Origin of the sequence: Sphingopyxis sp. (genome assembly GCF_034380315.1) — a bacterium.
Taxonomy (GTDB): Bacteria; Pseudomonadota; Alphaproteobacteria; order Sphingomonadales; family Sphingomonadaceae; genus Sphingopyxis.
The window spans coordinates 583,874-597,333 of record NZ_JAXMPB010000002.1; the positions used below are offsets into that span (position 1 = coordinate 583,874).

Annotated in this window: 12 protein-coding genes and 1 tRNA gene; 10 read left to right on the forward strand and 3 right to left on the reverse strand. The window is 64.0% G+C overall.

The genetic code is table 11. From position 1 onward, the window contains the following. Positions 1-3: 3 nt before the first annotated feature. The gene (ychF, locus tag U0S50_RS05865; RefSeq protein WP_322307820.1) at positions 4-1,101 is read left to right on the forward strand and encodes a redox-regulated ATPase YchF; all 1,098 of its coding nucleotides are present in this window, start codon (positions 4-6) and stop codon (positions 1,099-1,101) included. Positions 1,102-1,174: 73 nt separating this feature from the next. Here the strand turns inward: ychF and U0S50_RS05870 are convergent, their stop codons facing one another. Further along, positions 1,175-1,576, reverse strand: a complete 402-nt coding sequence (locus U0S50_RS05870) for a MerR family transcriptional regulator (RefSeq protein ID WP_322307821.1) — start codon at positions 1,574-1,576, stop codon at positions 1,175-1,177. 32 nt (positions 1,577-1,608) lie between these two features. Here U0S50_RS05870 and U0S50_RS05875 point away from each other — a divergent pair, with 32 nt between their 5' ends. The 3 genes from U0S50_RS05875 (at position 1,609) to U0S50_RS05885 (ending at position 5,244) form a co-directional block, all read left to right on the forward strand. Beyond that, positions 1,609-2,355, forward strand: coding sequence for a MauE/DoxX family redox-associated membrane protein (locus U0S50_RS05875; protein WP_416194958.1), 747 nt, complete (start codon positions 1,609-1,611; stop codon positions 2,353-2,355). A 70-nt stretch (positions 2,356-2,425) separates the two neighbouring features. Beyond that, positions 2,426-3,991, forward strand: coding sequence for an alkaline phosphatase D family protein (locus U0S50_RS05880; RefSeq protein ID WP_322307823.1), 1,566 nt, complete (start codon positions 2,426-2,428; stop codon positions 3,989-3,991). 38 nt (positions 3,992-4,029) lie between these two features. Continuing rightward, on the forward strand, positions 4,030-5,244 hold the full coding sequence (locus tag U0S50_RS05885; protein WP_322307824.1) for an ectonucleotide pyrophosphatase/phosphodiesterase: 1,215 nt from the start codon (positions 4,030-4,032) through the stop codon (positions 5,242-5,244). Between the two features lie 4 nt (positions 5,245-5,248). On the opposite strand, the gene U0S50_RS05890 is transcribed toward U0S50_RS05885, so the two are convergent. Then, positions 5,249-5,578, reverse strand: coding sequence for an SMR family transporter (locus tag U0S50_RS05890; RefSeq protein WP_322307825.1), 330 nt, complete (start codon positions 5,576-5,578; stop codon positions 5,249-5,251). A gap of 9 nt (positions 5,579-5,587) precedes the next feature. Continuing rightward, a complete protein-coding gene (gene mutL / locus U0S50_RS05895; protein WP_322307826.1) occupies positions 5,588-7,435 on the reverse strand; it encodes a DNA mismatch repair endonuclease MutL in 1,848 nt (615 codons plus the stop codon). A gap of 198 nt (positions 7,436-7,633) precedes the next feature. Here mutL and U0S50_RS05900 point away from each other — a divergent pair, with 198 nt between their 5' ends. The 6 genes from U0S50_RS05900 to U0S50_RS05925 all read left to right on the forward strand — a co-directional run bounded on the left by U0S50_RS05900 (position 7,634) and on the right by U0S50_RS05925 (position 13,327). Next, positions 7,634-8,680, forward strand: a complete 1,047-nt coding sequence (locus U0S50_RS05900) for a rod shape-determining protein (protein ID WP_322307827.1) — start codon at positions 7,634-7,636, stop codon at positions 8,678-8,680. A 17-nt stretch (positions 8,681-8,697) separates the two neighbouring features. Then, positions 8,698-9,603 (forward strand): rod shape-determining protein MreC, encoded by a 906-nt coding sequence (mreC, locus tag U0S50_RS05905; RefSeq protein WP_322307828.1) that lies wholly within the window; start codon positions 8,698-8,700, stop codon positions 9,601-9,603. After that, positions 9,600-10,121: a rod shape-determining protein MreD gene (locus tag U0S50_RS05910; RefSeq protein ID WP_322307829.1), complete on the forward strand. Its 522-nt coding sequence runs from the start codon at positions 9,600-9,602 to the stop codon at positions 10,119-10,121. Before mreC ends, U0S50_RS05910 begins: the two co-directional genes overlap by 4 nt. A 7-nt stretch (positions 10,122-10,128) precedes the next feature. Then, a complete protein-coding gene (gene mrdA / locus U0S50_RS05915; RefSeq protein ID WP_322307830.1) occupies positions 10,129-12,036 on the forward strand; it encodes a penicillin-binding protein 2 in 1,908 nt (635 codons plus the stop codon). Further along, positions 12,033-13,139 (forward strand): rod shape-determining protein RodA, encoded by a 1,107-nt coding sequence (gene rodA, locus U0S50_RS05920; protein WP_322307831.1) that lies wholly within the window; start codon positions 12,033-12,035, stop codon positions 13,137-13,139. Before mrdA ends, rodA begins: the two co-directional genes overlap by 4 nt. Before the next feature lie 112 nt (positions 13,140-13,251). After that, a tRNA-Lys gene (locus U0S50_RS05925) sits at positions 13,252-13,327 on the forward strand. The last annotated feature ends 133 nt before the right edge of the window (positions 13,328-13,460 follow it).

Consider the following 13,460-nt stretch of genomic DNA (forward strand, 5'->3'; position numbering starts at 1 on the left):
TTCATGGGTTTCAAATGCGGGATCGTCGGGCTGCCCAATGTCGGCAAGTCCACCCTGTTCAACGCGCTGACCGAGACGCAGGCGGCGCAGGCGGCCAACTATCCCTTCTGCACCATCGAGCCGAACGTCGGCAATGTCGCGGTTCCCGATCCGCGCCTCGACAGGCTCGCCGCGATCGCGGGCAGTGCCAAGATCATCCCGACCCAGCTCGCCTTCGTCGACATCGCCGGCCTGGTGCGCGGCGCGTCGAAGGGCGAAGGGCTGGGCAACCAGTTCCTCGGCAATATCCGCGAGGTCGACGCGATCGTCCACGTCCTGCGCTGTTTCGAGGATGACGACATCCAGCATGTCGAAAACCGCGTCGATCCGGTCGCCGACGCCGAAACGGTCGAAACCGAATTGCTGCTCGCCGACCTCGAAAGCTTGGAAAAGCGCGTTCCCGCCTTTGCCAAAAAGGCGACGAGCGGCGACAAGGAAGCCAAGGCCGCGGCCTCGGTGCTCGGCCAGGCGCTCGACCTGCTGCGCGCCGGCAAGCCTGCGCGCCTCACCGAACCCAAGGATCCCGAGGAGGAACGCATCCTCAAGCAGGCGCAGCTCCTCACCACCAAGCCGATCCTCTATGTCTGCAACGTCGAGGAAGCCAAGGCGGCAAACGGCAACGCCCACAGCGAGGCCGTCTTCGCCAAGGCAAAGGCCGAGGGCGCACAGGCGGTGATCGTCTCGGCGGCGATCGAGGCCGAGCTGGTCGGCATGGACGGCGAGGAACGCATGCTGTTCCTCGAGGAAATGGGGCTGCACGAAACCGGGCTCGCGCGGGTGATCCGCGCCGGATATGAATTGCTCCATCTTCTGACCTTCTTCACCGTCGGGCCCAAGGAAGCGCGCGCCTGGACGGTCCACAAGGGCGCCAGCGCGCCCGAGGCGGCGGGCGAAATCCACAGCGATTTCCAGAAAGGCTTCATCCGCGCCGAAACCATCGCCTATGACGATTATGTCGCGCTGGGCGGCGAAGCGAAAGCGCGCGAAGCCGGCAAGCTGCGCGCCGAGGGCAAGGCCTATGTCGTCCACGACGGCGACGTGATGCACTTCCTGCACAGCTAGGACATCGCCGCTCCCGGCGCCGCGGCCGGGCGCCGGGCCATCGGCGCCGCCGTTGCCCGACCGGCCCGTCGGCCTAGGGCTCGAACGCCGTCAGGATCGGGCACGGCCCGTCCTCGCTGGCGGCACAGCTGTCGGCCAGCCGCGACAGCGCCGCACGGGTTTCGGTCATTTGCGCGATCTTCGCGTCGAGCGCGCCGATCCGCTGGCGCGCCAGCTCGCGCACCCGCGCCCGGTCGTCGCCGCCTTCGAGCGCGAGAAGCTCGCCGATTTCCTCGAGCGTGAAGCCCGCCGCCTGCGCCGCGCGAATAAAGCGCAGGCGCCGGACATCGGCCTCGCCATAGCGGCGGATGCCGCCGCCCCATCCGTCGCCGCCGCTGCGTACCGGCGTCTGCATCAGGCCGCGCCGCTGATAATAGCGGATGGTTTCGACGCCCACCCCGCCCGCGTCGGCCAATTTTCCGATGGTTAGCTGCATCGCTTGACTCCGTACCATGGTACGGATGTCATATGGGGTGCATGACGAAACAGGCAACACTCTATCGCATGGTCATGCCGGGTCACACCTGCCCCTATGGCCTCAAGGCAAAATATCTTCTGGAAAGAAAGGGCTTCACGGTCGACGACCGCTGGCTGGAAACGCGCGAACAGACCGATGCGTTCAAGGCCGAACATGACGTCAAAACGACCCCGCAAACCTTCATCGATGGGCGGCGCATCGGCGGCTATGACGATCTGCGCCGCCATTTCGGGCTAAAGGTCCGCGACCCCGACGCCACCAGCTATCGCCCGGTGATCGCGCTGTTCGTGATGACCGCGCTGATGGCGCTCGCGACCAGCCACGCCGCTTATGGCGATGCGCTGACCGTCCGCGCCGCCGAATGGTTCATTTCGTTCAGCATGATCGTCCTCGCGCTGCTCAAATTGCAGGATGTCGACACCTTTGCGACGATGTTCCTCAACTATGATTTGCTGGCCAAGCGCTGGGTTCCCTACGGTTTCGTCTATCCCTTTGCCGAGGGGCTGGCGGGCGTATTGATGACCGCCCACGCCCTGCCCTGGCTGTCGATCCCGGTGGCGCTGTTCATCGGCGGCATCGGCGCCGTGTCGGTGTTCAAGGCGGTCTATATCGACAAGCGCGAGCTTAAATGCGCCTGCGTCGGGGGAGGCAGCAAAGTCCCGCTGGGCTTTATCTCGCTGACCGAAAATCTGGCGATGCTGGCGATGGCGGTGTGGATGATGCGGATGTGGTTCTGACCGTCTGCGTCATTGAAGTCAGGCATGGCTCGGCTATCGAGGACAGGTGATTCGCCTTCGGAGCCGCGCCATGTTGAACCGCCGTCATTTCCTTGCCACCGCTACCGCCGCCGGGCTCGCGGCTCCGGCGATCGTGCGTGCCCAGGGGGTGCTGCGCGATTTTCCTTTCCAGCTCGGCGTCGCGTCGGGCGACCCGGCCAGCGACGGCTTCGTCATCTGGACCCGGCTCGCCCCCGAACCGATGGAACGCCACGGCGGGATGCCGCTCACCAACATTCCCGTGGAGTGGGAGGTCGCGGCCGACGGCGCGTTTCGCGACGTGGTGGCTCGGGGAACGACCCTCGCCCGCCCCGAACTGGCGCACAGCGTCCATGTCGAGGTGGCCGGTCTGAAACCCGACCGTCCCTATTATTACCGCTTCATCGCGGCGGGCGAACGCAGCCTGCGCGGCCGCGCCCGCACCCTCCCCGCCCCCGGCGCGCGCGCCGACGCGGTCAAGTTCGGCGTCGCGGGATGCCAGCATTTCGAATCGGGCTTTTTCGGCGCTTATCGCCATTTGGCACGCGAGGATCTGGCCTTCGTCTATCATTATGGCGACTTCATCTACGAATATAGCCAGGACTATCTGTTCGACGGCGGCCTGCCGACCCGGCCGGTGCGCAAACATGCGTTTCGCGCCCTTTACGATCTCGACGATTTCCGCCTTGCCTATTCGCAACAGCTTGGCGACATCGACCTGCAGGCGGCGCGCTCGGTCCACCCCTTTCTGTCGAGCTTCGACGATCATGAAATCCGCAACGACTGGGTGTCGGACATCGACAATTGGAAACTCGGGCTCGACGGCAACGATCCCGACGCCGCCCCGCCCGAAGTCTTCATGCTCAAGAAACAGGCGGCGATGCAGGCGTGGTACGAACATATGCCGGTGCGCCGGTCGCTGCTGCCGCGCGGCGGCATGGTCGCGCTGAACCGCGAACTGCGCTTTGGCGACCTGATGGCGATGCAGTTGCTCGATACCCGGCAATATCGCGATGACCAGCCGTGCGGCGACGGCTTCAAACCGGCCTGCCCCGATGTGTTCGCGAAAAAGGCCGCGGTGCTGGGCAAGGCGCAGGAAGAATGGCTGGCACGCAACCTGGCGCGCGGCGGCGCGACGTGGAATGCGCTGGCACAGCAGGTGACGATGATGGCGCTCGACCGCCGCCGCCGTCCCGAGGAAAAGGAAAAGATCGTCAATCTCGACAGCTGGGCGGGGTATGAAGCGCCGCGCGAACGCATGCTGGCGCGCATGGCGGGGCTCGACAATTGCGTCGTGCTGACCGGCGATGAACATCAGAATTTCTGCGGCGACCTGGTGCTGAAGGACAAGGTGGTAGGCGCCGAATTCGTCGCCACCTCCATCTCCAGCGGCGGCGACGGCAGCGACCTTCGCCCCGGGACCGACCAGTTTCTGGCGCGCAATCCCGAACTGAAATTCGCCAACGACCAGCGCGGCTATATCGTGTGCGACGTCAATCGCGAGGCGTGGCAGACCCATTTCATGGTCGTCGACAAGGTGACGAGCCCGGTGAACGCACTGTCAAAGCGCGCGACCGGGGTGGTCGAACGCGGCGTGGCCGGGATCAGGATGGCCTGATGTAGCCAGACCGTCACAAAGGCGGCATAGCGGACCCTATGATCCGTTTTCTGTCCGTTCTCGCCGCCGCTCTCCTCCTTCCCGCCGCGCCGCTGCGCGCCGCCGAAGAGGCGCCCCGCGCGCCAGTGACGATCCTGGTTTCCATCGACGGGTTTCGCCCCGATTATCTCGATCGCGGCCTGACCCCCAATCTGTCGCGGCTGGCGCGCGAGGGCGCGCATGGAAAACTGCGCCCATCCTTCCCGACCAAGACCTTTCCCAACCATTTCACGATCGTCACCGGCAAGCGCCCCGATCGCAACGGGATCGTCGGCAATTCGATGATCGATCCGCGGCGCCCCGGCCAGCTCTTCAGCCTGGGGAACAGCCGACAGGCCCTCGATCCCTTCTGGTGGGACCAGGCCGAACCGCTGTGGGTGACGGCCGAAAAGGCGGGGGTGCGCACCGCCACCATGTTCTGGCCGGGCAGCGAGGTCGAAATCCAGGCGACCCGTCCGTCGGACTGGCAACGCTTCGACCAGAATATCTCCGACGTCCAGCGCGTGAACGCCCTGCTCGACTGGATGCGGCGTCCGGCCGATATCCGGCCTGCCTTTGCGACGCTCTATTTCGATCGCGTCGATACCATCGGTCATCATTTCGGGCCCGACAGCGCAGAGGTCAACGATGCCATCGCGGCAATAGATGCCCGGATCGGCGACATGCTGTCCGGCCTCGCGGCGATGAACCAGCCGGCGCGGCTGGTCGTCGTTGCCGATCATGGGATGCGGGCGGTCGATGAAACGCGGGTCATCCAGCTCGCCGACCTGATCGACCTCGCCAGCTTCATCGCGGTCGAAACCGGCCCCTATGCCGCGATCGAACCGGCGGCGGGAACCGACGACCGGGTCGCCGCGGCGCTCTTGAAACCGCACCCGCACATGCAGTGCAACCGCCGCCAGGATTTGCCCGAACGGCTCCATTACGGCCGCAATCCGCGCGTCGCGGCGATCATCTGCATCGCTGAACCGGGCTGGACGATCCTGGCGGGCGAACCGCGAATGCCAGTCAGGGGCGGTGCCCACGGCTATGACAATGCCGACCCGGCCATGCTCGCGCTGTTCGTTGCGCACGGCACCGGCCTGTCGGGCGACGTCGGCATCCTCGACAATGTCGAGGTTTACCCGCTGCTGATGGCGCTGATCGGCGTCTCGCCGCTCGCGGGCGATGCGCAAGGGGTGCTGGCCGATCGGCTTCGGCTGGGGCGGCGATAGGGCGTCAGTGCGCCGCGCTGCCTGAAAACAGGTTCATCACGACCACGCCCGCGATGATCAGCGCCATGCCGATCATCGCCCCGGCGTCCAGCCGCTGCCCCTGGAACACCCAGGCGACCGCCGCGATCAGCACGATCCCCACTCCCGACCAGATCGCATAGGCCACCCCCGTCGGCACGTCGCGCAACGTCAGCGACAGGAAATAAAAGGCGATCGCATAGCCAAACAGCGTCACCAGCGACGGGCCCAGGCGCGTGAAACCCTGCGATTCCTTCATAAAGGATGTGGCGATCACCTCTGCAACGATCGCGATGGCTAGATAGGCATAGGCCATGTCAGGCGCTCACTTCCGTCCGAACAGCTTTTCGACATCGTCCATGGCCAGCTTCACCCAGGTCGGGCGGCCGTGGTTGCACTGGCCGCTGTGCGGGGTCACTTCCATCTGGCGCAGCAGTGCGTTCATCTCCGGGACGCTCAGCGTGCGCCCGGCGCGGACCGACCCGTGGCAGGCCATGGTCGCGGCCACCAGCTCCAGCTTCTCGCTGAGCCCGAGCGCGGCGTCATAGCCCGCAAGGTCGTCGGCGATGTCCGTCACCAGCTTGCGGCAGTCGATCGTGCCCAGCATCGCCGGGGTCGCGCGCACCATCACCGCTGCGGGGCCGAAACGTTCCAGCTCGACGCCCAGCGCGGCGAGCCCAGCCGCCGCGGCTTCCAGCCGGTCGCACGCTGGTTCGTCAAGCTCGACCACCTCGGGCATCAACAGCCCTTGCGCGGCGATGGCCTGTCCCGCCATGCCACGGCGCAATTGTTCCAGGACCAGCCGTTCGTGCGCCGCATGCTGGTCGACGATCACCAGCCCGTCCTCGGCCTCTGCAACGATATAGGTGCGTGCGATCTGGCCGCGCGCGACGCCCAGCGGGTGCGCCTCCGCCTCCGGCGGCGCGGTTTCGGCGACCTCGGCGCGCCCGGCCAGCGGCGCGGGCGCAAAAGCGGTCATGCGGTCGTAAACATAGGCGGTCGCTTCGGCGGGAAGCGGGCGGCTTGGCGCGCCGAACAGGTGCGCGGCGGGTGTTTCCTGCGTCTCGGCACCCCCATGACCATACATATTGCCATACATAAGTTGGGGCTGCGACGCCAGCGCGGCGGGGGCGAGCGGCTCCTGCTGCCACGCCGCCAGCGCCGCCTCGGCTGGGCGCTGGACGCTACGGAAACCTTGCTCATCCAGGGCGCGACGTAGGCCGCCGACGATCATGCCGCGGATCAGTTGCGGGTCGCGAAAGCGCACCTCGGTCTTGGCCGGGTGGACGTTCACATCGACTTCGCTGGCAGGCAGATCGAGAAAAAGCGCCACAACCGGATGCCGATCCCGCGCCAGCAGGTCGGCATATGCGCCGCGGAGAGCGCCAACCAGCAGCCGGTCCTTCACCGGGCGGCCGTTGACGAACAGATACTGGTGATCGGCGATGCCGCGATTATAGGTCGGCAGGCTGATGACACCGCCTAAATGGGTATCGCCGCGGTCCAGATCAACCCCGATGCTGTTTGCGGCCAGATCGCGGCTGGTCAGCGCGGCAACGCGCGCCAGCCGGTCCTGCCCGCCCTGCGCATCGAGCACGCGGCGCCCGTCATGCTCGACGGTAAAGCCGATGTCGGGGCGCGACATGGCAAGCCGGCGCACAACATCCAGACAGGCGGCATATTCGCTGCGCGCGCTGCGCAGGAACTTGCGCCGGGCGGGAAGGCGAGCGAACAAATCCTCGACAAGCACGCGCGTGCCCTTTGCCAGCGCGGCTGGGCCTTCGCTGGCGAGCGCCCCGTTATCGACAACGCGACGCCAGCCGTCGCCGCCCGCCACGCGACTCTCCAGCGTCAGCCGCGCGACGCTCGCAATCGAGGGCAATGCCTCACCGCGAAAGCCGAGCGTCGTCACATCCTCGATCGCTTCGTCGGGCAATTTGGAGGTCGCATGACGTTCGAGCGCCAAGGCCATGTCGGCGGGGGTCATGCCGCAGCCGTCGTCGTCGACTTCTAGGCGCGCAATCCCGCCATCGGCGATTCGCACGGCGATGCGAGTCGCACCGGCGTCGATGGCGTTTTCAACCAGTTCCTTCAGCGCTGCGGCGGGTCTTTCGACCACTTCACCGGCTGCGATCCGATTTACGAGCTTTTCCGGCAGGCGGCGTATTGACATGGGCGCTCTCCTAGCGCAGTCGGACGCAAATCGCGACCCACCCGCACAGCCTTATCTTCCTGTCCAGCCTTCCCCCTTTGGTCGAGCCGGAATCTTTCCCAGATTTGGTCCTGCCCGCGGACGGAAACGAACCCTAGACGACGACGGTGGGGCGGTCCGTTCGAACAACCGCGCTGCCGATGACAGGAAGCAGTATCGATGTCCTTCTTTTCCCGCTGGCTCAAGTTCAATTCCCAAGACATGGCAATCGACCTCGGCACCGCGAACACGGTGGTTTATGTTCGCGGCAAGGGCATCGTCCTCAACGAACCGTCGGTCGTCGCGGTCGAAACGTTGAACGGGATAAAGCGGGTCAAAGCGGTCGGTGACGACGCAAAGTTGATGATGGGCAAGACCCCCGACAGTATCGAGGCGATCCGCCCGCTGCGCGACGGCGTCATCGCTGACATCGATGTTGCCGAACAGATGATCAAGCATTTCATCACCAAAGTGCATGGCGGAAAGCCCAATGCGTTCCGCAGCCCCGAAATCGTGATCTGCGTTCCGTCGGGCTCGACCAGCGTCGAACGCCGCGCGATCCGCGACGCGGCGTCGAATGCCGGGGCCAGCGAAGTCTATCTGATCGAGGAACCGATGGCTGCCGCGATCGGCGCCGACATGCCCGTGACCGAACCCATCGGTTCGATGGTCGTCGATATCGGCGGCGGCACGACCGAGGTGGCGGTGCTGTCGCTGCGTGGTCTCGCCTATACCACTTCGGTTCGCGCAGGCGGCGACAAGATGGACGAAGCCATCGTCTCCTATGTCCGCCGACATCATAACCTGCTGATCGGCGAATCGACAGCCGAACGGATCAAGAAGGATTTCGGCATCGCCCGCATTCCGGCCGACGGAACCGGCATGACGATTCATATCAAGGGTCGTGACCTGGTAAATGGCGTGCCCAAGGAAATCTCGATCAATCAGGCCCAGATCGCCGAAGCGCTGTCCGAACCGATTGGCACGATCGTCGAAGGCGTGCGAATCGCACTGGAAAATACAGCCCCCGAACTCGCTGCCGACATCGTCGATCAGGGCATCGTGCTGACGGGCGGTGGCGCGCTGATCGCCGAACTTGACGAACTGCTGCGCGATGCGACCGGCCTGCCCGTTACCGTCGCCGAAGATCCGCTGACCTGCGTTGCCATCGGCACCGGTCGCGCGATGGAAGACCCCGCTTTCCGCGGCGTGCTGCAGCAAGCCTGATCGAGGGTTTCTGAACCATGGTCCGCCCGGCACATCGGCGTCCGGGGCAATCCCGAAAGGCCCAGTATAGCCTGTTCGTTGCCTATGTCATTGCGGTGACGGGGGCGGTCGGCGGGCTGTTGCTGGCGATATTGTCGGTCGCCGACCCTGTCGGCTTTGCCCAGTTGCGCGTTGCAAGTCAGGAACTTGCCGCTCCGAGCGCGCGCGTCACGAGGTCGGTTACGGGGTCGATATCGGGCGTTGACGACGCGGTGTCGGCCTATGTTCGTGCGGGCGCGCAGAACCGGCGCTTGCGGGGCGAACTTGCCGAAACGCGCCGCCAGCTCGTTGCGACCAGTGCGCTTCAGGAAGAAAATCGTCAGCTAAAAGGACTGTTGAAGCTTCAGGAAACCGGAAAGAGTGCGATCGCCAACGGCTATTTGCTTACCTCTTCGTCGACCAGCAGCCGCAGGATGGCTCTCCTCAGCCTGGGGCGCAATGTGGGCGTGGCAGCGGGACAGCCGGTGCGGGGAGCCGATGGCTTGATCGGCCGCGTACTCAGCGCCGGACCATCGACCTCCCAGGTTTTGTTGCTGACCGATGTCGACAATATCGTCCCGGTCCGCCGCGCTCGCGATGGCCTGCCCGCCTTGTCGTCGGGCCGCGGCAATGGCGATCTCGACGTCCGCACGCTGAACATCGCAAACAACCCCTTCAAACCTGGGGACATTCTCGTTACCTCTGGCACCGGCGGCCTTTATCCGCCCAATATCCCCGTCGCCATCATCGTCCGTCGCCAGAATGATGGCGCGCTTGCTCGGCCGCTTGCCGACCCGGGCAAGGTCGACGCCGTGTCGGTGCTGCGCCCCTATACGCCTGACAATATCGACACCCTGCCCACCCCTTCCCCTGCCCCCGTTTCGCCTGCGGCGGCAGCGCGATGAATCGTGTCGGCCCGCGCCTTGGCGAACCGGCTTCGCTGTGGCGAATGCGCGTGGTGCCAATCGCAAGCGTGATGTTCGCTTCGGCGCTGCCGATGATGCTGCCGCTGATTGCCAATTCGCCGGTGCTGCCACCGCTGGGACTGATCTTCTTCCTGTGTTGGCAATTGCTGCGTACCGAAATGTGGCCGGTTTGGATCGGCCTTCCCCTCGGCCTGTGGGACGATCTGTTCAGCGGCCAGCCCATCGGGTCGGCGATCGGCCTGTGGACACTCGCCAGCATCGCCATCCACTATAGCTCGCAGCGCATCTATTGGCGCGGTTTTCTGCACGACTGGGCCATTGCTGCGCTGCTGATCGGTATCGTACAGTCGCTGGCGGCGCTACTCGCGCACCCCGATGCCGCCCCCGGGCGGGTCTTGCTGCTCGTCGTCCCGCAAATCATCGTTTCGGCCCTGCTCGTTCCGCTGGTCATGCGCTTGACCGGCAAGTTTGACAATTTCCGCCTGAAACGCCGATAGAAACCAGATGCCGCGCAAGAACCCGCCGATTACCGAAGCCTGGAGGGGAATTACCTTCACGCGGCGCACGCTGCTCGTTGGTGGCGGGCAAATGGCCGTCGGTGCCGCGCTCGCGGCTCGGATGGCCTATATCTCGGTCGTCGACAATGACCGATACGTCCTCGAATCGGAAAGCAATCGGGTCAATCTGACCCTGGTGCCGCCACGCCGAGGCTGGATCGTCGACCGCAACGGCAAAGCGCTCGCCAATAACCGCGTATCCCTCCGCATCGACATCATTCCGGACCGCTTGCACAACAAGGAACTGGTCCTGGGTCAACTCAAGACATTGTTGCGGCTGGATGGCGATGCGATGGAGCGCATAAACCGCGACTTGAAACAGGCGTCGGGTTTCCAGCCGGTCGCCGTGAGCGAGGATTTGTCCGAAGCCGACTACGCCTCGGTCTTGGTTCGTTTGCCCGATCTGCCCGGTATCGCACCGCAGCGCGGCTTTGCCCGTAATTATCCCACCGGTGCCGCAGTCGGCCACCTGATCGGTTATGTCGGTGTCCCCAATGCCGAGGAATATCAGAAGGCGAAGGATCCGCTCTACATCACGCCGGGGTTCAAGATCGGCAAGGATGGTCTGGAAAAATATTTCGAACCCATGCTGAAAGGCAAGCCCGGCGCAAAGCGGGTTGAGGTAACCGCACGCGGCAAGGTCGTACGCGAGTTGAGCACCCAGCCTGATGTCCAAGGCAAGACCGTCCATCTGACCATCGATGCCGACCTGCAGGAATATGCCGCGCGGCGCATGGGGCGGGAATCGGGCGCAGCCGTTGTCATCGACTGTCTGAACGGCGACATTCTGGCATTTGTTTCAATGCCGAGCTTTGATCCCAACAGCTTTTCGGACGGGATCAGTAGCAATGAATATGCATGGCTGCGCGCCGACGATCACCAACCATTGATCAACAAGGCAACGCGCGGGCTCTATCCGCCTGGATCAACGCTGAAACCGATGGCGGCGATCGCCGCGGTCGAACATGGTGTCGACCCCAGCGAACGGCACACCTGCATTGGCGGCTATCGCCTCGGCAATCGCTTTTTCCGCTGCCTGGGCACACATGGCAGCATCGATATGCAGACTGCGATCGCCAAAAGTTGCAACAGCTACTTCTATTGGCTCGCCGATCGGCTGGGTTATGACGCCATCGCCCCTACGGCGCGAATGCTGGGCCTGGGTGAAGAGTATAAGCTGGCGGGCAGCAACCAGCGGTACGGCACCATACCCGACAGCGCATGGAAAATGCGCAAGTTCGATCAAAAATGGACCGCATCCGATTCGCTGAACTCGGTCATCGGGCAAGGCTATGTACTCGCCAATCCGCTGCAACTGGCCGTGATGGCGGCGCGCATTGCGTCGGGCCGGTCGCTATACCCCCGCCTGATCAACCGCCAGTTCGAAAACAAGCCGCTGCCGCTACGCCCCGAATCGCTCGCTATCGCAAGGCTCGGCATGGATACGGTCGTGAATGGTGCCGGGACAGCAGTGCGCAGCCGCCTCCCCCTCGACGGCATTACGATGGGGGGCAAGACCGGTACGGCGCAGGTTCGGGGTCTCGCCTCAGGCTCACGCGGTCAAAGCGGCGCCTGGAAATATCGTGACCATGGGCTGTTTGTCTGCTTCGCGCCGGTCGAAAATCCTCGCTACGCGGCGTCGGTTGTGATCGAACATGGCATGGGCGGGTCCCGCGCTGCGGCACCCGTGGCAAAGGATATCTTCACCTTCCTCTACGATCGCGAAAAAGCAATGGAAGCGCTCGCCGGCTTTGAAGCCGGATGGGGAGGAACGATCAAGGAGCGCATGGACCGCGACTATGCGGCCTGGAAATCCGGCGCCAGCACCGGCCCCGATCCGGATGTTGCGCCATGATTCCCGTCCCACCGGCCATTCAGCGTTTTCCCTGGAAACTGATCGCGTTGCTGACCGCGATTACCGGTTTCGGTATCCTCGTTCTCTACTCGGCCGCCGGTGGCAACTGGTCGCCATGGGCCTGGCAGCAGGGGCTCCGGTATCTCGTCTTCCTGAGTGTGGCGCTGATCCTCGGCCGTTTTCCACTCCGGTTTTTCGAGGACTTTTCTTACCTTGGCTATATCGGCGTCGCGGTCCTGCTACTCGCGGTCGAGCTACTTGGCTTCGTCGGCGGGGGCAGCCAACGCTGGCTCAATCTGGGGTTCATGAACCTCCAGCCCTCGGAACTGATGAAGGTTGCGATCGTGCTGGCGCTTGCGCGCTTCTATGCGCAACTGCCTCCCGGCGAGACCCGGAACTGGACTGCACTGTGGCCCGCGTTAGTCCTCATCGGAATTCCGGCAGGCCTCGTCATGCTGCAACCCGACCTTGGCACCGCGCTCGCGATCTGTGCTAGCGGCGTGATCGTCATGTTCACCGCTGGCCTGCCCTTCTGGTGGTTCGGCAGTGCAGCCGTCGCCGGTGCGGCGGCTCTGCCGCTGCTCTTTTCGATGCTCCACGATTATCAACAGCGCCGCGTTCTGATTTTCCTTGATCCTGAAAGCGACCCGCTCGGTGCAGGCTATCACATCAGCCAGTCAAAAATCGCGATCGGGTCTGGCGGGATCGGCGGCAAGGGTTTCCTCAACGGGTCACAAAGCCATCTCGATTACCTTCCCGAAGGACACACCGACTTCATCTTCGCGACCATGGCCGAAGAATGGGGACTGATCGGTGGGGCCGCGCTCCTCTTCGGCTTTTTCCTGCTGTTGCGCTGGTCAACCGGCGTTGCACTGAAGGCGCGGACCCGCTTCGGCCAGCTCACCGCTGCGGGCCTTACGATGACGATATTCTTCTATATCGCGATCAACCTCATGATGGTGATGGGCCTCGCTCCGGTCGTCGGTATTCCGTTACCGCTGTTCTCCTACGGAGGGTCCTCCATGCTGACGATTATGACCTGCGTCGGCATCATTCTCGCGATTGAAAATGACAACAAAACGGGCACACGCCGCTTTCATTGAAAAAAAACTTGGCAAGACCATTGCCAACCCCAACGGGGCATGATAGCGGGCCGCTCGCTTCGCAGCAAAGAGGAGACCTCGGCGCCGCAAGCAAAGCCGAAAACCGGCACGTGGACGCATAGCTCAGTTGGTAGAGCAGCTGACTCTTAATCAGCGGGTCCTAGGTTCGAACCCTAGTGCGTCCACCATACTTCCTGACGTGCTCCCCTGATTGTTACCAGTCAGAGGTAGAGTCCGGCTCCTTCATGATGGTTGATTGATGGGATGGCAATGGTCCTGGGGGCATGCCCCCAGGACCATTGGCCGGCGATCTCGGCGGGG

What these genes read in the sequence shown, in the direction of transcription:
- ychF (WP_322307820.1), top strand. Translation starts at nt 4, where the DNA reads ATGGGTTTCAAATGCGGGATCGTCGGGCTGCCCAATGTCGGCAAGTCC.
- U0S50_RS05870 (WP_322307821.1), bottom strand. Translation starts at nt 1,576, where the DNA reads ATGCAGCTAACCATCGGAAAATTGGCCGACGCGGGCGGGGTGGGCGTC.
- U0S50_RS05875 (WP_416194958.1), top strand. Translation starts at nt 1,609, where the DNA reads ATGGGGTGCATGACGAAACAGGCAACACTCTATCGCATGGTCATGCCG.
- U0S50_RS05880 (WP_322307823.1), top strand. Translation starts at nt 2,426, where the DNA reads ATGTTGAACCGCCGTCATTTCCTTGCCACCGCTACCGCCGCCGGGCTC.
- U0S50_RS05885 (WP_322307824.1), top strand. Translation starts at nt 4,030, where the DNA reads ATGATCCGTTTTCTGTCCGTTCTCGCCGCCGCTCTCCTCCTTCCCGCC.
- U0S50_RS05890 (WP_322307825.1), bottom strand. Translation starts at nt 5,578, where the DNA reads ATGGCCTATGCCTATCTAGCCATCGCGATCGTTGCAGAGGTGATCGCC.
- mutL (WP_322307826.1), bottom strand. Translation starts at nt 7,435, where the DNA reads ATGTCAATACGCCGCCTGCCGGAAAAGCTCGTAAATCGGATCGCAGCC.
- U0S50_RS05900 (WP_322307827.1), top strand. Translation starts at nt 7,634, where the DNA reads ATGTCCTTCTTTTCCCGCTGGCTCAAGTTCAATTCCCAAGACATGGCA.
- mreC (WP_322307828.1), top strand. Translation starts at nt 8,698, where the DNA reads ATGGTCCGCCCGGCACATCGGCGTCCGGGGCAATCCCGAAAGGCCCAG.
- U0S50_RS05910 (WP_322307829.1), top strand. Translation starts at nt 9,600, where the DNA reads ATGAATCGTGTCGGCCCGCGCCTTGGCGAACCGGCTTCGCTGTGGCGA.
- mrdA (WP_322307830.1), top strand. Translation starts at nt 10,129, where the DNA reads ATGCCGCGCAAGAACCCGCCGATTACCGAAGCCTGGAGGGGAATTACC.
- rodA (WP_322307831.1), top strand. Translation starts at nt 12,033, where the DNA reads ATGATTCCCGTCCCACCGGCCATTCAGCGTTTTCCCTGGAAACTGATC.